Below are 18,052 nucleotides of genomic sequence, written 5' to 3'. Positions count from 1 at the left end.
TCGTGGGAAAAGTCATTGCTATAGCAAATCAGAAAGGAGGCGTGGGTAAAACCACGACTTGCGTTAATTTAGCGGCTTCATTAGCGGCAACGCAACGAAAAGTCTTAGTTATAGATTTAGATCCGCAAGGTAACGCAACGATGGCGAGCGGCGTTGATAAATACCAAGTGGATGCAACGGCATATGAGCTTTTAGTCGAAGAAACCCCGTTTAACGATGTAGTCATTACAGATACCACTGGGGGCTATCATTTGATAGCTGCCAATGGGGATGTTACGGCAGCAGAAATTAAGTTGATGGAAGTATTTGCACGTGAAGTTCGTTTACGTAATGCTTTAGAGGTAGTTCGTGATAACTATGATTTCATATTTATTGATTGCCCTCCCGCCCTTAATCTTCTTACAATCAACGCTATGACTGCTGCTGATTCCGTTTTAGTGCCTATGCAATGCGAATATTTTGCGCTGGAAGGTTTAACGGCATTGATGGATACCATCAGCAAATTGACTGCCGTTGTGAATGCAGATCTTAAAATTGAAGGTTTGTTAAGGACAATGTTTGATCCTCGAAATAGGCTATCAAACGAAGTCTCTCAACAGCTTAAGAAGCATTTTGGTGATAAAGTGTATCGTACTGTTATTCCGCGTAATGTACGTCTTGCTGAAGCACCGAGCCATGGTCGCCCTGCAATGTATTACGATAAATATTCAAGTGGTGCAAAAGCCTATTTAGCCTTAGCCGGTGAAATGATTCGCCGTGACGAACTGGCACATAGCGCCGATGCTATCAACGCATAAGGGTTGATCATGAACATGAGTAAACGAGGCCTAGGAAAAGGCCTTGATGCATTGCTAGCAACAAGTTCTGTGGCGCAAGCAAAGCAGCAAAGTGCAGAAAAAGCACAATCATTATCAGCAGATGGTGCGTTAAGAGAATTATCGATTCATCTGCTCCAGCCTGGCCAATACCAACCGCGTAAAGAAATGTCGGAGGAAGCACTTGCTGAGTTAAGTGATTCTATTCGTGCGCAAGGTATTATTCAGCCTGTTGTGGTGCGAAAGTTGGCATCTCAACAATATGAAATTATCGCTGGTGAGCGACGTTGGCGAGCTGCTCGTCAAGCTGGGCTTCAGAGTATCCCTTGTATTATTAAGGATGTTAATGACCGCGCAGTGATTGCGATTGCATTGATTGAGAATATTCAACGTGAAGATCTTAATTCAATTGAAGAAGCGCAGGCATTAGAACGTTTACAGAGTGAGTTTTCTCTGACTCATCAGCAAATCGCGGAAGCGGTGGGTAAGTCTCGTGCTGCTGTGTCTAACTTACTGCGTTTAAATCAGTTAGAAGCCCCCGTAAAGCGTATGCTTGAACGTCGTCAACTTGATATGGGCCATGCACGTGCTCTGCTTAGCTTGGACGCTAATATGCAGTTAGAAGCTGCAGAAACCGTTGTGGCTAAAATGCTGAATGTGCGTGACACTGAAAAGTTAGTCAAAAAACTGCTTAACCCTGTTAGCGAACGTGTTAAACCTGCTGAGAATTTAGAGGTTAAAGCACTAGAAAATAGTTTAAGTGAACGATTGGGAACGCAGGTAGCAATTAACCACCAAAAAAATGGTAAAGGCAAGATTGTTATCAGTTTTGATGAAGCGCACAAATTTAAGCAACTTATTGCAATCTTTGGTCAGGAACTGTGATCGGTAATGTGCATATTTTGTTGCAAATTTTACAACGACGTGATCAAGTTATTGTGTTGTAAAATCTTACTCTTTTTTTTGCTGCTATTAGATTGCATTCAATCTAATGAGCCGTATAATTTTCGCAGTTTTCCCAGCACGACGATTGTGTAGTGGAATGGACTCGAGGAACGAATACATGGTATCGGCGCTAGTTAGACCAGGACGCCAATTGGCGAAGCGGTTACTGTTATTGCAAGCTGGCGTCGTTTTAACAACGGCATTAATGGCAGTATTTGCTGTCAGTGTTGACTGGGGAATCTCGGCATTAATCGGTGGTGGCATCTTTGTGATAGCCAATACGGTTTTTGCCACGTGTGCTTTTCTCTTTAGTGGTGCTCGCAAGGCACGACTGGTGATGGCATCATTTTTTGGTGGGGAAGTGTTAAAAATCCTCATTACAGTCATCCTATTTGCCATTGTTTACCTGTATATGGAGGTGGAACTTGTTCCCCTCAAGCTGACCTATTTGCTGGTTCTTGGAATTAACATCTTTGGGCCAGTTTTATTTATTAACAGCAACAAATAGGATGAGTTATGGCTGCGCCAGGTGAAGCGCTAACGCCGTCAAGCTACATTACTCACCACCTGACCAATTTGGCAGTGGGTGATGGTGGCTTCTGGACGGTGCATATAGATAGCCTATTTTTCTCTGTATTGACTGGTCTTATCTTTTTAGGGCTTTTCCATTCAGTAGCAAAAAAGGCGACATCAGGAGTTCCAAGTAAGTTACAGTGTTTTGTGGAAATATTGGTTGAATTCGTTGATAGCAACGTTAAAGATACTTTTCATGGCCGCAACCCATTGGTAGCTCCTTTGGCACTTACTATTTTCTGTTGGATTATGCTGATGAACATCATGGATTTAATTCCAATTGATTTTATTCCGTATGCCGCAGAACATGGTCTGGGTATTCCTTATCTTAAGGTAGTACCAACTGCAGATGTTAACATCACCATGGCAATGGCGTTGGGCGTATTCGCATTGATGATTTATTACAGCATCAAGGTGAAAGGTCTTGGCGGCTTTGCTAAAGAACTGGCTCTGCATCCGTTCAATCACCCAATTATGATTCCGTTCAACCTTCTTCTTGAAGTGGTATCGCTACTTGCGAAGCCTATTTCATTGGGTATGCGTCTGTTCGGCAACATGTTTGCTGGTGAGGTGGTGTTTATTCTAATTGCGGCACTAATGCCGTGGTGGGCACAATGGCTAGGTTCGGTACCGTGGGCAATTTTCCACATTCTGATCATTACGATTCAAGCTTTTGTGTTCATGATGTTGACTATTGTGTACCTGTCTCAGGCACATGAAGACAATCATTAACAATTATTTGTAAATTTTTTTGTTCAATTTTTTACTGGCATTTTAGCCGACAACTATAAACTGGAGATAGTGATGGAAACTTTACTAAGCTTTTCTGCAATTGCCGTGGGCATCATTGTAGGTCTTGCTTCCCTTGGTACAGCGATCGGCTTCGCACTTTTAGGCGGTAAATTCCTTGAAGGTGCTGCACGCCAGCCTGAGATGGCACCAATGCTACAAGTTAAGATGTTCATCATCGCCGGCCTTCTTGATGCGGTTCCAATGATCGGTATCGTAATCGCTCTACTATTCACATTCGCAAACCCATTTGTTGGTCAGCTAGCTGGTTAATCAATAGCTGTTTTTAACCTTATGGTTTATTACAGTCGCAAATGGACCCATAGCAACCCTTTTTAAGGAGATGCGTTGTGAATATGAATGCAACTTTGCTGGGTCAGGCTATCGCTTTTTTCCTATTTGTCGTGTTCTGCATGAAATATGTATGGCCACCGCTTATGGAAGCGATTGAAGAACGTCAGACAAAAATTGCTGACGGTTTGGCTGCAGCAGATCGCGCAGCCAAAGACCTGAATCTAGCGCAAGCGAATGCTTCTGATCAATTGAAAGATGCGAAACGTGAAGCGAGCGAGCTTATTGAGCAAGCAAACAAACGTAAAGCTCAGATCATCGATGAAGCTAAAATAGAAGCGCAAGCTGAGCGTAAGAATATTCTTGCTCAAGGCCAAGCTGAAATCGAAGCTGAGCGCAATCGCGCTCGTGATGACCTGAGAAAACAAGTTGCAACTCTAGCTGTGATTGGTGCTGAGAAAATCATTGAACGTACGATCGATAAAGACGTTCATGCTGATCTTCTTAACAAAGTCACTGCAGAACTGTAATTAAAGGGGCAAGCACATGTCGGATATGACTACTATCGCACGCCCCTACGCTAAAGCAGCCTTTGATTTTGCGGTTGAGAATGGTGAGCTAGTCCAATGGGCTGAAATGCTTACTTTTGCTGGTGAAGTGGTAAATGATAAAACTATGCAAGATATCTTGGATAGTGGATTTGCTGCTGAAAAGCTAACTGAAATTTTTGTTTCAGTTTGCGGTGAGCAACTCAACGAATTCGGCCAGAACTTATTAAAAGTTTTGGCTGAAAATGGACGCCTTAAAGTACTACCTAATATCCGTGACGAGTTCTTGTTCTTAAAAAATGAACATGAAAAAGTTATCGAAGCTGACGTGATTTCTGCGGTGGTTTTAGATGATGCTCAGCTTGCAGCTATTAGTGAGAAACTTGGTAAGCGTCTTGATCGTGAAGTGAAGCTGAACTGCAGTGTAGACGAGACCCTGATTGCTGGGGTCGTAATTAGAGCTGGAGACCTGGTAATCGATAACTCAGTACGCGGTAAATTAACCCGCCTGAGCGATACTTTGCAGTCTTGATTAGGGAATTGGAGCATGCAACTTAATTCCACGGAAATTAGCGAACTGATCAAACAACGTATTGAAAATTTCAATGTTGTTAGTGAAGCACGCAACGAAGGTACCATCATTTCAGTAAGTGACGGTATCATTCGTATCCATGGCCTTGCAGACGTAATGCAAGGCGAAATGATTGAATTACCTGGTGGCCGTTTTGCACTAGCACTTAACCTTGAGCGTGACTCGGTTGGTGCTGTTGTAATGGGCCCATATGCTGACCTTCAGGAAGGCATGAAAGTAACAGGTACTGGTCGTATTCTTGAGGTTCCTGTTGGTCCTGCGCTACTTGGTCGTGTTGTTAACACACTGGGTGAGGCGATCGATGGTAAAGGCCCTATTGATACCGATATAACGTCTCCTGTAGAAGTTATTGCACCAGGTGTTATCGATCGTAAGTCAGTTGATCAACCACTTCAGACTGGTTATAAAGCTGTCGATTCGATGATTCCAATCGGTCGTGGTCAGCGTGAGCTGATCATCGGTGACCGTCAAACAGGTAAAACGGCGATGGCAATCGATGCCATCATCAACCAGAAAGATTCTGGTATTTACTCTGTTTACGTTGCTATTGGCCAGAAAGCTTCAACTATTGCTAACGTAGTTCGTAAGCTGGAAGAACATGGCGCATTGGAAAATACTATCGTTGTTGTTGCATCTGCTTCTGAAGCGGCTGCACTACAATACCTTGCACCATATTCTGGTTGTGCAATGGGTGAGTATTTCCGTGACCGCGGTGAAGATGCGTTGATCGTATATGATGATTTGTCTAAGCAAGCTGTTGCTTACCGTCAGATCTCTCTACTTCTTCGTCGTCCACCAGGTCGTGAAGCCTACCCTGGTGATGTTTTCTATTTACACTCTCGTCTTCTAGAGCGTGCATCTCGTGTAAGCGAGCATTACGTAGAAAAGTTCACTAATGGTGAAGTTAAAGGTAAGACCGGCTCACTGACTGCGCTTCCAATTATCGAAACGCAAGCTGGTGACGTATCGGCATTCGTACCGACGAACGTAATCTCCATCACTGATGGTCAGATCTTCCTACAGAAAGAGCTGTTTGACGGTGGTCTCCGTCCAGCTGTTGACCCTGGTATTTCTGTATCTCGTGTAGGTGGTTCTGCTCAAACCAAGATCATTAAGAAACTGTCTGGTGGTATTCGTACTGCTCTTGCACAGTATCGTGAACTAGCAGCATTTGCTCAGTTCTCGTCTGACCTTGATGCGGCAACTAAAAAGCAGCTTGATCACGGTCAGAAAGTGACTGAGTTGATGAAGCAAAAGCAATATGCACCTATGTCTGTTTTTGAACAGGCAGTGGTTATCTTTGCTGCTGAAAAAGGCTATTTGAATGACATCGAGCTGACTAAGCTTGCTGACTTCGAAGCTGCGTTGCTTTCTTATGCTAAAGGTCAATTTGCTGAGCTAGTATCTCAGATTGATGAAACGGGTGCGTGGAACGGTGAAGTCGAATCTCAGTTCGTTAAACTGGTTGAAGATTTCAAAGCTACCCAAACTTGGTAATTGGTTGGTGATCGCGTTTGCGATCACCTACTAACGGAGAGTAACGATGGCCGGCGCAAAAGAGATTCGTAACAAGATCGGTAGTGTTAAAAACACGCAAAAGATCACTAAAGCGATGGAGATGGTTGCAGCGTCTAAAATGCGTAAAACGCAAGGCGCAATGGAATCATCACGTCCATACGCACAAACTATGCGCAAAGTGATCGGTCATATCGCCCTTGGTAGCCTCGAGTATAAGCATCCTTATCTTGAGGAGCGTGAAGCCAAGCGTGTAGGTTACATCATTATTTCAACAGACCGTGGTTTGTGTGGTGGTTTGAACATTAACTTGTTTAAACGTGCTATGGCAGACATGAAAACTTGGTCTGATAAAGGTGCTGAAGTGGATTTAGCGTTAGTTGGCGCTAAAGCTACGGCATTCTTTAATAGCTACGGTGGCAACGTTGTCGCTCAGGTTTCAGGTTTGGGCGATAGCCCAACGATTGAAGAGCTGATCGGTACTGTTGGTGTCATGCTAAAGAAATATGATGAAGGCCAATTGGATCGCCTGTACTTAGTTTACAACCAGTTTGTAAACACTATGGTTCAGGAACCAGTGATCGATCAATTGCTACCTTTGCCTAAGTCAGAAGACGAAGAAATGCAGCGTAGCCACTCTTGGGATTATATTTATGAGCCCGAGCCTAAACCTCTGCTAGATACCCTACTGGTTCGCTATGTTGAATCACAAGTGTATCAAGGCGTGGTTGAAAACCTTGCGAGTGAGCAAGCGGCTAGAATGGTTGCGATGAAAGCTGCAACAGATAACGCTGGAGATATTATTAACGATCTACAGCTTGTGTATAACAAAGCCCGTCAAGGTGCTATTACACAAGAACTGTCAGAAATCGTTTCCGGTGCATCTGCTGTTTAAGGCAAAGAATTAATAAGTTTAGAGGATTAACGATGGCTACAGGTAAGATCGTACAGATCATCGGTGCGGTAGTCGACGTAGAGTTTCCACAAGACTCTGTACCACAGATCTATGACGCCCTTAAAGTTGATGCAAAAGAAAACGGTATTTTAATACTGGAAGTTCAGCAGCAACTTGGTGGCGGCGTTGTTCGTGGTATCGCAATGGGTACTTCTGATGGCTTACGTCGTGGCTTGTCTGTTGAAAATACAGGCCGCCCAATTGAAGTTCCAGTTGGTACTGCGACTCTAGGACGTATCATGAACGTTCTAGGTCAGCCAATTGATGAGTGTGGTGAGATCGGTGAAGAACAGCGTTACGCTATTCACCGTGAAGCACCAAGCTACGAAGAACAGTCTAACGCGACTGAACTGCTAGAAACTGGCGTTAAAGTTATCGACTTGATTTGTCCATTCGCTAAGGGTGGTAAAATCGGTTTGTTCGGTGGTGCTGGTGTAGGTAAGACCGTCAACATGATGGAACTTATCAACAACATAGCACTTCAGCACTCAGGCCTATCTGTATTCGCAGGTGTTGGTGAGCGTACTCGTGAGGGTAACGACTTCTACTTCGAAATGCAGGAAGCGGGTGTTGTAAACATCGAAAACCCATCGGAATCAAAAGTTGCGATGGTTTACGGTCAGATGAATGAGCCTCCTGGTAACCGTTTACGTGTTGCTTTGACTGGTTTAACGATGGCAGAGCGTTTCCGTGACGAAGGTCGTGACGTACTACTATTCATCGATAATATCTATCGTTATACCCTTGCGGGTACTGAGGTTTCGGCTCTACTAGGTCGTATGCCATCAGCGGTAGGTTACCAGCCAACACTGGCTGAAGAGATGGGTGTACTTCAGGAGCGTATCACGTCAACGAAGAGTGGTTCTATCACATCTGTTCAAGCGGTATATGTACCAGCGGATGACTTGACGGATCCATCACCAGCAACAACGTTTGCGCACTTGGATGCAACTGTTGTACTTTCTCGTCAAATCGCTTCTTTGGGTCTATACCCAGCGATCGACCCATTGGATTCTACATCTCGTATGCTAGATCCATTGGTTGTTGGTCAAGAGCACTATGACATTGCACGTGGCGTTCAAAGCTTGCTACAGCGTTATAAAGAGCTGAAAGACATCATTGCAATTCTAGGTATGGACGAGCTATCTGAAGAAGATAAGCAAGCCGTATCACGTGCACGTAAGATTGAACGTTTCCTAACTCAGCCTTACCACGTTGCTGAAGTCTTTACGGGGTCTCCTGGTATCTACGTATCACTGAAAGATACGCTACGTAGCTTCAATGGTATCCTTGCTGGCGAATACGACGACATCCCAGAGCAGGCATTTATGTACTGCGGCGCGATCGAAGACGTGTTGGAAAACGCGAAGAAGCTTTAAGCTAAGTAGGAGGTGACATGGCAGCGATAACCTTCCACCTTGACGTTGTAAGCGCAGAGAAGAAATTATTCTCTGGTCGAGCTCAAAATGTTCAGGTGACCGGTAGCGAAGGTGAACTGGGTATACACGCAGGACACACACCGCTGCTGACCGCTATCACGCCGGGTATGATTCGAATCACCAAGCAGAATGACGAGGAAGAAGTTATTTATCTTTCTGGTGGTATGCTTGAAGTTCAGCCAAGTACAGTAACGGTACTTGCTGACACCGCTATTCGTGGTGAAGATTTGGATGCAGCTAAGGCTGAAGAAGCTAAACGTCAAGCTGAGGAGCAAATCCATAATCAGCATGGCGATATCAACTTTGCTCAAGCGGCCAGTGATCTGGCTAAAGCAATCGCTCAGTTACGAGTAATCGAGCTGACGAAAAAAATGCGTTAAGTCAGACGTATGACGTAAAAAGCGACCTTAGGGTCGCTTTTTTTATATCTAATATTTACCTCACGGGTACTTTTGGGGGCAACTCTTTGGGTCTATAGGGTGTTATATGCGTCAAAATACAGTTAATACTTAGAGGAAATTAAGGCATTACTCTTAAATATCATCAATTAGAGCGCTACAATGCTTGCAGTTTTGATTTCATATATGCATCAAAAAGGATAACCATCATGAGCTTTAGCGCTGTGATTCTCGCTGCGGGAAAAGGCACCCGTATGTATTCAAACCTGCCTAAAGTACTTCACACGCTTGCTGGTAAGCCTATGGCTAAACACGTCATTGATACTTGTGGTGATCTTGGTGCAAGCCATATCCATTTAGTGTATGGCCATGGCGGTGATACGATGCAGCAAGTGCTGGCTGATGAGCCTGTAAGCTGGGTACTGCAAGCTGAACAACTCGGTACTGGTCACGCGGTTAATCAAGCCTCTCCTGGTTTAGCTGATAATGAAAAAGTACTGATCCTATATGGTGATGTACCATTGATTAGCGGTGACACATTAACTAACTTACTTGATGCTCAGCCTGACGGCGGTATTGCACTGCTTACTGTCGTACTCGATAACCCGACTGGTTACGGGCGTATTGTGCGCCGTAATGGCCCGGTTGTGGCGATTGTTGAACAGAAAGATGCCAGTGAAGAGCAAAAGCTGATCAAAGAGATTAATACTGGTGTGATGGTCGCAAATGGTGGCGATCTGAAGCGTTGGTTAGGTCAGCTGAAAAATGAAAATTCACAAGGTGAGTACTACCTAACCGATATTATTGCGATAGCGCATGATGAAGGCCGTGCTGTCGAAGCTGTTCATCCGGTTAATCCAATTGAAGTTGAAGGTGTTAATAACCGCATTCAATTGGCACGACTAGAGCGCGCATATCAAGCTATGCAAGCTGAACGTCTATTAGAGCAAGGCATAATGCTACGCGATCCGTCACGTTTTGATCTGCGTGGTAAGTTGCAATGTGGTACGGATGTTGAGATTGACGTTAACGTGATCATCGAAGGTAACGTTTCAATCGGTAACAATGTACTTATTGGTGCGGGCTGTGTGCTAAAAGATTGTGAGATTGATGATAACAGTGTTATTCGGCCTTACAGCGTGATTGAAGGTGCGACTGTCGGTGAAGACTGTACTGTGGGTCCATTTACTCGCTTGCGCCCAGGGGCTGAGCTGGTGGGTGACTCTCACGTGGGTAACTTCGTTGAAATGAAGAAATCACGTCTTGGACGTGGCTCTAAAGCAAATCATCTTACGTATTTAGGCGATGCTGATATCGGTGATCGGGTCAATATCGGTGCTGGTACTATTACCTGTAATTATGATGGTGTGAATAAGTTTAAGACTGAAATTGGCGATGATGTTTTTGTTGGCTCTGATACCCAATTAATCGCTCCTGTTAAAATTGCCAAAGGGGCGACTATTGGGGCTGGTGCAACGATTAACCGTGATATTGGTGAAGGTGAGTTAGTCATTACTCGCGCTCCAGCCCGTACTATCAAAGGTTGGAAACGCCCAGTAAAGCAAAAATAATGTAGTCACTGTATTGTTAAAATGGAAAAAGGCAGATTTCTATCTGCCTTTTTTTCGTCTGTTGATCCCCGTGTTTCGTGATAGTAGCCACAAAGCAGCCTCTTATGATTAAAAAAATACGGCAATATTCCTTCTTCGTATTGATCTTATTTGTTTTGTTTTGCTATCATTAAGTTTCAGTTCGAAACTTAATGCTAACGAATCAAAACATAATGTCTAAAAGAAACACTCAGCAACGTCGCCACACTATTGTGAGCTTAGTGAATGAAAAAGGTGAAGTTAGCGTTGATCAGCTCGCGACTTTCTTTGCTACTTCAGAAGTTACCATCCGTAAAGACCTTACCGCATTAGAAACTAATGGCTTATTGCTACGCCGCTATGGTGGTGCTATTGCGATGCCTTCAGAAATAGTTTCCGCCGATGTTGAAGACAATGTTTCGATTCGTAAGTTAGCCATTGCTAAAGCGGCCGCTTTACGTATTCGTGACCATAATCGCATCATCATCGACAGTGGTAGTACTACCGCCTCGCTCATTAGTTTATTAGGCAGCAAACAAGGCTTAATTGTGATGACGAATTCGTTGAATGTAGCGAATGCCTTAAATGAGCTTGAAAATGAACCTACATTGTTGATGACGGGAGGCACATGGGATCCCCATTCAGAAGCTTTTCAAGGTCAAGTGGCGGAATCAGTATTGCGGTCATACGATTTTGATCAGTTGTTTATTGGTGCAGATGGCATTGATATTGCTCGTGGTACTACAACATTTAATGAATTGATTGGCTTGAGCCGAGTCATGGCAGAAGTTTCCCGTGAAGTTGTCGTAATGGTTGAATCAGACAAAATTGGTCGAAAAATTCCCAACATGGAACTGCCGTGGAGCAATATCAGTACGCTGGTGACTGATGATGGCTTAAGCGCTGAAGCGAAAGAACAAATAGAACATCAAGGGGTACAGGTTATCTGTACCTCAGTTGAATAAAATTTAGGAGATCAAAATATGTGTGGAATTGTTGGTGCAGTAGCACAACGTGATGTGGCTGAAATTTTAGTCGAAGGTTTACGTCGTCTTGAATACCGTGGTTATGATTCTGCTGGTGTCGCTATTCTGGATACAGAATGTAATCTGCAACGTGTTCGTCGCTTAGGTAAAGTAAAAGAACTGGCAGATGCAGTCGACAGCAACCCTATTATTGGTGGTACAGGTATTGCGCATACTCGCTGGGCTACACATGGTGAGCCTTCAGAAGCGAATGCTCATCCACACGTATCTGGTGAAAACATTGCGCTAGTGCATAATGGCATTATCGAAAATCATGAAGTATTACGTTCATTACTTATTGAACGTGGTTATTCTTTTGCTTCTCAAACCGATACTGAAGTGATTGCTCACCTTGTCGAGTGGGAATTACGTAGCGCTAAAACATTATTAGAAGCGGTACAGAAAACAGCAGCTCAACTGGAAGGCGCATACGGTACCGTCGTTATGGATCGTCGAGATCCTGATCGTTTAGTCGTGGCTCGTTCTGGTAGCCCATTGGTCATTGGTTTAGGTATTGGTGAAAACTTCTTAGCGTCTGATCAACTAGCCCTACTGAATGTAACGCGTCGCTTTATGTTCCTTGAAGAAGGTGATGTGGCCGAGATTACACGTCGCGAAGTGAATATCTTCGACCTAAATGGTGAGTCGGTTGAGCGTGAAGTACATGAATCTAATTTGCAGCAAGATGCGGCAGATAAAGGTCAATACCGCCACTTCATGCAAAAAGAAATCTATCAACAGCCAAGTGCTTTGATTAACACTATGGAAGGTCGTATCAGCAATGACACGGTAATTGTTGAAAGTATTGGTGCTGGTGCTGCTGATATTTTACGTAACGTAGAACACGTGCAAATTGTGGCGTGTGGTACCTCGTATAATGCGGGTATGACAGCACGTTACTGGTTTGAAGCATTAGCAGGTGTTAGTTGTGACGTGGAGATTGCCTCTGAGTTCCGTTACCGCAAGTTTGTTACTCGCCCTAACAGCCTGCTGATCACTCTGTCGCAATCTGGTGAAACGGCAGATACGTTAGCTGCGCTACGCTTGGCGAAAGAAAAAGGTTACATGTCTGCTATGACAATTTGTAACGTCGCAGGCTCGTCGTTAGTACGTGAATCTGATCTGGCGTTCATGACACGTGCAGGCACTGAAATTGGTGTGGCATCAACCAAAGCCTTTACTACTCAACTCGCAACAATGTTGATGTTCGTAACGGCATTGGGTAAACAGAGAGGTGTCATTGATCCGCAAAAAGAAAAAGAGATCGTTACTTCCCTCCACCAGCTACCGACTCAAATTGAAAAAGCATTGGCGTTTGATAAGCCTATTGAGCAACTTGCAGAAGATTTTGCCGATAAGCACCATGCTTTATTCTTAGGTCGCGGCGAGTTTTACCCAATCGCAATGGAAGGCTCTTTAAAATTAAAAGAGATCTCTTATATTCATGCAGAAGCGTATGCCGCGGGTGAACTTAAACATGGGCCCTTGGCACTGATTGATGCCGATATGCCTGTGATTGTGGTTGCACCGACCAATGATTTATTAGAAAAGCTTAAGTCAAATATTGAAGAAGTGCGTGCGCGTGGTGGGTTGCTGTACGTGTTTGCTGATAGTGACGCTGGTTTTGAAGAGTGTGAAGGCATGAAAATTATCACCATGCCAAAAGTGGATGAGTTCATCGCACCGATTTTTTACACGATACCGATGCAGCTATTGTCTTACCATGTTGCATTGATTAAAGGAACCGATGTTGATCAGCCTCGCAACTTAGCGAAAGCCGTTACTGTTGAGTAAAAGCACTTATCAATAAGTGTTTCACTATTGAGAAAAAGGCGCCAATTATGGCGCCTTTTGTCGTTTCGATGCCCGTATAAATATGCTGGGTCTATTCTTTAATACATCAGTGACGCATTTATTGCGAAATGAAAATACCATAACGCATTTTTACTTTCTGCAATCCAATATAAGAATAAGTTGCTGATTTTTAATTAAGTCTTTGATTTGTTAGGTTGGTAAATCAATCTGCAAGTTGGCTTACTACATGCAAGTGTTGTCATGGTTGCTAGGCATTCTTCATTTATTTTTGTATTGGAGGTTAGGCATGACAGATTCTAAAGCCAAGATCGCTGCGCGTATTAAAGAAGCACGAGAGTGGAAAGGGTTAACACAAGTTCATATGGCTCAACAATTACAGGTTGCTCGTCAGACGTACCTTGATCTCGAAACCGGTAAAACGGAACCAAAAGTACGTTTACTATCAGAAATCTCTGAAATAACCGAGCGTCCGTTAACCTGGTTTGTTTACGGGGATGAAGGCATTGAAATTTTAGAAAGTGAATATAAAGAAGAGATTGACCGTTTGCTACAATACTTTAGCCGATTACCTCATTCTGCTCGTAACATTATTTTGCAGCAGAGCATTAATTTAGCGGGCTTTATGGCGGAATATACCAAAGCGTTAACTCACAAACGTAAGTAGTCTATTTTTATACAGTTAGCGGTGAACAAGTATCTAAATTGCATGTTATTGTGGGCGTTTGCTGGCTTTAATTGTACAGCTAGGTGGGCATGTGCGGGGTGATATCACATATTAACTGTACATAGGGTGATGATAATCATATCAACGTCATACTAGTCTAATATGTAAGTCAATAATGCAAAGGTCGGCTGATTTATGGCGCTATTTGAACGGCCTGTTGTAATGATTAATGGATGATACACGGGTGGAAAACGTAAAATTACGGACAGCAACTAAAATTCGAGAAGCGAGAGAGCGAAAAGATATTACCCAAGTTGCGATGGCAAAGGCATTAGGGTTGGCTCGTCAGACGTATCTCGATCTCGAATCGGGGAAAACAGAACCTAGAATATCAACATTAGTGAGTATTGCCGATATAACAGGACGACCACTAATTTGGTTTATCTATGAAGATGAAGGACCAATATCATCTGAAGATAAAAATGACATTCAAGTGTTACTAGATCTATTTGCACAAGTGCCTCGTTCGATGCGCTCGAAGTTAATTGAACATAATATGAGTTTTGTTTCTTGCTGGATTGATTATGTTGCCTCAGTAAAACGAAAATAAAAAAAGCAGCCAATAGGCTGCTTTTTTGTTGGCTTATTATTCATGTCGCTATTGGGCAAGAAAAAACTTATATGCTGGGTTTTCAGTTTCATCTTTCCATTGGTAGCCTAATTCACGTAGGTGGCTAGTAAAAGACAGCAGATCTTTATCTTCCAGCTCAAAGCCACATAATACTCGACCATAATCTGCACCATGGTTACGGTAATTAAATAGACTGATATTCCAATGTGTACCTAACGTCTTAAGAAACTTTAATAGTGCGCCAGGGTACTCTGGAAATTCAAAGCTATATAAACGTTCTTTTAGTGGCTTTGATGGGCGCCCACCAATCATATAGCGCACGTGAACTTTTGCCATTTCATCATCTGATAAATCGACAACGGGGTAGCCCCCTTTTCGAAGATCGTGAATGATGCCATCCAGCTCTTCTTGCCCTTGCATTAAGCGCACACCCACAAAGACATTAGCCAGTGCATCGTCGTTGTAGCGGTAGTTAAACTCAGTTACTGCTCGGCCACCTAATATATGGCAAAAATCAAGAAAAGCCCCAGGCCTCTCAGGCACTGTTACCGCTAAGAGACCTTCTCGTTTCTCACCTAATTCACAACGTTCTGATACATAGCGTAGACCATGAAAGTTGAGGTTAGCTCCCGATAAAATGGATGCTAGCTGCTTATCTTGTAGCTGGTGTACCTCTGCGTATTTTTTGAGTCCCGCTAAAGAGAGTGCACCAGATGGTTCTGCAATGGCTCGGGTATCTTCAAAAATATCTTTAACGGCAGAGCAAATTTCATCGCTGCTAACAGTAATAACCTCATCAAGATATTGCTGGCATAAGCGGAATGTTTCTTCACCAATGCGTTTTACAGCGACACCGTCAGCAAACATGCCAACTTGGTCGAGTGTAACCGGACAACCTGCATCGAGCGCGGCTTTCAAGCAGGCTGAATCTTCAGCTTCCACACCGATGATTTTAATATTCGGCATTAACTGTTTAAGTAATACCGATATTCCAGCCGCTAAACCGCCGCCCCCAACAGGAACAAAAACATAATCAAGATGCCCATTTTGTTGGAGCAGCTCCATCCCTATGGTGCCCTGTCCTGCAATTACGGATGGGTGATCAAAAGGTGGAATGAAGGTATAACCATATTGTTGCGCTAATTCTTCAGCGTGGGCTTTGGCTTCATCAAAATTATTACCATGCAAAACCACTTTGCCACCAAAGCTTCTCACCGCATCGACTTTAATCGCAGGTGTGGTCAGTGGCATAACGATGGTTGCACTAACATCAAGCTTATGGCCGGATAATGCTAACCCTTGAGCATGATTACCCGCAGAGGCTGCAATAGCCCCCGCTTTACGTTGCTCAGGAGTTAGCTGAGACATCATGTTGTAAGCACCACGCAGTTTAAACGAGTGAACTGGCTGGCGATCTTCTCGTTTTAACTGGATGTGATTGCCGATCCTTGCTGACAATCGATCCATATCTTGGAGAGGCGTAACTTGCGCCACTTCATAGATAGGTGCGCGAAGAATATTGCGAAGGTAATCGGCTCCGCTTAATAGCTCTACATCCTTGGCCTGTGTTACTTCGCTCATCATTATTATCCTTCGAGTTTAGATTTGTCACGGATAGCGCCTTGATCGGCACTGGTTGCAAGTAATGCATACGCACGTAATGCGTAAGATACTTCACGTTGACGGTTAACAGGCTTCCAACCTTGCTGATCTGCTATTACACGGCGTTGGGTAAGCTCTGCGTCATCAACTTGTAATTCAATACTGCGGTTAGGAATATCGATATTAATGATATCGCCATCGTTCACGAGGCCAATCGTACCACCAGAGGCTGCTTCAGGTGAAACATGACCAATCGATAAGCCGCTTGTGCCGCCAGAGAAACGACCATCAGTAATTAAGGCACATTCTTTGCCTAAACCAATTGATTTAAGGTAAGTGGTTGGGTAAAGCATTTCTTGCATTCCCGGCCCCCCCTTAGGGCCTTCATAACGAATAACAACCACATCGCCAGATTTCACTTTGCCCCCAAGAATACCTTCAACAGCAGTATCTTGGCTTTCGAAAACTACGGCTGGTCCGCTAAAGGTTAAGCTGTTTTCATCAACGCCTGCGGTTTTAACAATACAGCCTTTGAGTGCGATGTTGCCAGAAAGGACAGCGAGCCCGCCATCTTGGCTAAATGCATTTTCTTTACTGCGAATACAGCCATTGGTGCGATCGTCATCTAAGGTGTCCCAGCGACAGCTTTGCGAGAAGGCTTTGGTGGTGCGAATACCAGCAGGGCCGGCACGGAAGAAATCTTTCACCGCTTGTGATTCTGTTACCGCGATATCGTATTCAGCCAGTGATTCAGCAAATGTTTGACCAAGTATATTGTGAGTGTCGTTGTGCAGCAGACCAGCGCGATCAAGCTCACCTAAAATACTGTAAACACCACCAGCACGGTGTACATCTTCCATGTGGTATTTGGGTGTTGAGGGAGCTACTTTACAAAGGTGTGGTATAAGACGAGACATACGATCGATGTCGTCCATATTGAAATCTATTTCACCTTCTTGTGCCGCAGCCAATAGGTGCAATACGGTATTGGTTGAACCGCCCATGGCAATATCGAGCGCCATGGCATTTTCAAAGGCTTTTTTATTGGCAATATTACGCGGCAATGCGGTTTCATCATCGTTGAGGTAATAACGTTTAGTCAGATCAACAATACGTTTACCCGCATTGATGAAGAGTTGCTCGCGATCGGCGTGAGTCGCCAGCATTGAACCATTACCTGGTTGGCTTAATCCTAATGCTTCCGTTAGACAGTTCATGGAGTTCGCTGTGAACATGCCTGAACATGAACCACACGTAGGACAAGCAGAACGTTCTATTTGTTCGCTTTGTTCGTCAGACACCGTAGGATCTGCACCTTGAATCATGGCATCAACAAGATCCAGCTTTAGGATCTGATCAGACAGCTTTGTTTTACCAGCTTCCATCGGACCACCAGAAACAAAGATCACTGGAATATTGAGTCGCAGTGAGGCCATTAGCATACCTGGGGTGATTTTGTCACAGTTAGAGATGCACACCATTGCATCGGCGCAGTGCGCATTAACCATGTATTCCACCGAGTCAGCAATGAGTTCTCGCGACGGTAGGGAATACAGCATACCGCCATGTCCCATTGCGATACCATCATCAACGGCAATGGTATTGAATTCTTTGGCGATACCACCCGCTTTTTCTATTTCCCCTGCCACTAGCTGTCCCATGTCCTTTAAATGAACATGGCCTGGTACAAATTGCGTAAAAGAGTTAACGACAGCAATGATCGGCTTGCCGAAATCTTCATCTTTAACGCCTGTCGCACGCCATAATGCGCGGGCTCCGGCCATATTACGACCGTGGGTGGTGGTGGCTGAACGATACTTAGGCATAACAGTAAAAATCCTTTTATTGCGTTGTTCATCTTGCCGT

The 18,052-nt window shown here is 44.1% G+C and carries 18 protein-coding genes; 16 read left to right on the top strand and 2 right to left on the bottom strand.

The features are described 5' to 3' along the window. Window positions 1-2 precede the first annotated feature (2 nt). The 16 genes from C9J47_RS24025 to C9J47_RS23950 all read left to right on the top strand — a co-directional run bounded on the left by C9J47_RS24025 (window position 3) and on the right by C9J47_RS23950 (window position 14,563). Complete coding sequence (locus tag C9J47_RS24025) at window positions 3-797, top strand: ParA family protein (RefSeq protein ID WP_011220105.1); 795 nt, start codon at window positions 3-5, stop codon at window positions 795-797. A gap of 9 nt (window positions 798-806) precedes the next feature. Continuing rightward, on the top strand, window positions 807-1,700 hold the full coding sequence (locus C9J47_RS24020) for a ParB/RepB/Spo0J family partition protein (protein ID WP_211321789.1): 894 nt from the start codon (window positions 807-809) through the stop codon (window positions 1,698-1,700). A gap of 178 nt (window positions 1,701-1,878) precedes the next feature. Further along, the gene (locus C9J47_RS24015) at window positions 1,879-2,268 is read left to right on the top strand and encodes a F0F1 ATP synthase subunit I (protein WP_006233360.1); all 390 of its coding nucleotides are present in this window, start codon (window positions 1,879-1,881) and stop codon (window positions 2,266-2,268) included. 8 nt (window positions 2,269-2,276) lie between these two features. After that, window positions 2,277-3,065: a F0F1 ATP synthase subunit A gene (gene atpB, locus C9J47_RS24010; protein WP_107255753.1), complete on the top strand. Its 789-nt coding sequence runs from the start codon at window positions 2,277-2,279 to the stop codon at window positions 3,063-3,065. Between the two features lie 72 nt (window positions 3,066-3,137). After that, a complete protein-coding gene (gene atpE, locus C9J47_RS24005) occupies window positions 3,138-3,395 on the top strand; it encodes a F0F1 ATP synthase subunit C (protein ID WP_005372317.1) in 258 nt (85 codons plus the stop codon). A gap of 77 nt (window positions 3,396-3,472) precedes the next feature. Further along, entirely contained in the window at window positions 3,473-3,943 is a 471-nt protein-coding gene (atpF, locus tag C9J47_RS24000; RefSeq protein ID WP_107255752.1) for a F0F1 ATP synthase subunit B, read from the top strand. 16 nt (window positions 3,944-3,959) lie between these two features. Then, complete coding sequence (atpH, locus tag C9J47_RS23995) at window positions 3,960-4,493, top strand: F0F1 ATP synthase subunit delta (RefSeq protein WP_107255751.1); 534 nt, start codon at window positions 3,960-3,962, stop codon at window positions 4,491-4,493. Between the two features lie 15 nt (window positions 4,494-4,508). Then, entirely contained in the window at window positions 4,509-6,050 is a 1,542-nt protein-coding gene (gene atpA, locus C9J47_RS23990) for a F0F1 ATP synthase subunit alpha (RefSeq protein ID WP_107255750.1), read from the top strand. 46 nt (window positions 6,051-6,096) lie between these two features. Then, window positions 6,097-6,963, top strand: coding sequence for a F0F1 ATP synthase subunit gamma (atpG, locus tag C9J47_RS23985; RefSeq protein WP_107255749.1), 867 nt, complete (start codon window positions 6,097-6,099; stop codon window positions 6,961-6,963). 32 nt (window positions 6,964-6,995) lie between these two features. Then, window positions 6,996-8,402: a F0F1 ATP synthase subunit beta gene (gene atpD / locus C9J47_RS23980; RefSeq protein WP_107255748.1), complete on the top strand. Its 1,407-nt coding sequence runs from the start codon at window positions 6,996-6,998 to the stop codon at window positions 8,400-8,402. 17 nt (window positions 8,403-8,419) lie between these two features. Continuing rightward, window positions 8,420-8,842: a F0F1 ATP synthase subunit epsilon gene (locus C9J47_RS23975; protein ID WP_107255747.1), complete on the top strand. Its 423-nt coding sequence runs from the start codon at window positions 8,420-8,422 to the stop codon at window positions 8,840-8,842. Between the two features lie 227 nt (window positions 8,843-9,069). Continuing rightward, window positions 9,070-10,431, top strand: coding sequence for a bifunctional UDP-N-acetylglucosamine diphosphorylase/glucosamine-1-phosphate N-acetyltransferase GlmU (gene glmU, locus C9J47_RS23970; protein WP_107255746.1), 1,362 nt, complete (start codon window positions 9,070-9,072; stop codon window positions 10,429-10,431). 212 nt (window positions 10,432-10,643) lie between these two features. Further along, a complete protein-coding gene (locus tag C9J47_RS23965; RefSeq protein WP_107255745.1) occupies window positions 10,644-11,414 on the top strand; it encodes a DeoR/GlpR family DNA-binding transcription regulator in 771 nt (256 codons plus the stop codon). 18 nt (window positions 11,415-11,432) lie between these two features. Next, window positions 11,433-13,268, top strand: coding sequence for a glutamine--fructose-6-phosphate transaminase (isomerizing) (gene glmS, locus C9J47_RS23960; protein WP_107255744.1), 1,836 nt, complete (start codon window positions 11,433-11,435; stop codon window positions 13,266-13,268). A gap of 307 nt (window positions 13,269-13,575) precedes the next feature. Next, entirely contained in the window at window positions 13,576-13,953 is a 378-nt protein-coding gene (locus C9J47_RS23955) for a helix-turn-helix transcriptional regulator (RefSeq protein ID WP_006233371.1), read from the top strand. A gap of 229 nt (window positions 13,954-14,182) precedes the next feature. After that, window positions 14,183-14,563, top strand: a complete 381-nt coding sequence (locus tag C9J47_RS23950) for a helix-turn-helix transcriptional regulator (protein ID WP_107255743.1) — start codon at window positions 14,183-14,185, stop codon at window positions 14,561-14,563. 48 nt (window positions 14,564-14,611) lie between these two features. Here C9J47_RS23950 and ilvA read toward each other — a convergent pair whose 3' ends face one another. Then, complete coding sequence (gene ilvA, locus C9J47_RS23945; RefSeq protein ID WP_107256287.1) at window positions 14,612-16,165, bottom strand: threonine ammonia-lyase, biosynthetic; 1,554 nt, start codon at window positions 16,163-16,165, stop codon at window positions 14,612-14,614. Window positions 16,166-16,170: 5 nt separating this feature from the next. Continuing rightward, window positions 16,171-18,012, bottom strand: coding sequence for a dihydroxy-acid dehydratase (gene ilvD / locus C9J47_RS23940; protein ID WP_107255742.1), 1,842 nt, complete (start codon window positions 18,010-18,012; stop codon window positions 16,171-16,173). Window positions 18,013-18,052: the final 40 nt, after the last annotated feature.

Origin of the sequence: Photobacterium indicum (assembly GCF_003026215.1) — a bacterium.
Lineage (GTDB): Bacteria > Pseudomonadota > Gammaproteobacteria > Enterobacterales > Vibrionaceae > Photobacterium > Photobacterium indicum.
This window is presented reverse-complemented; position numbering and strand designations above follow the sequence as displayed.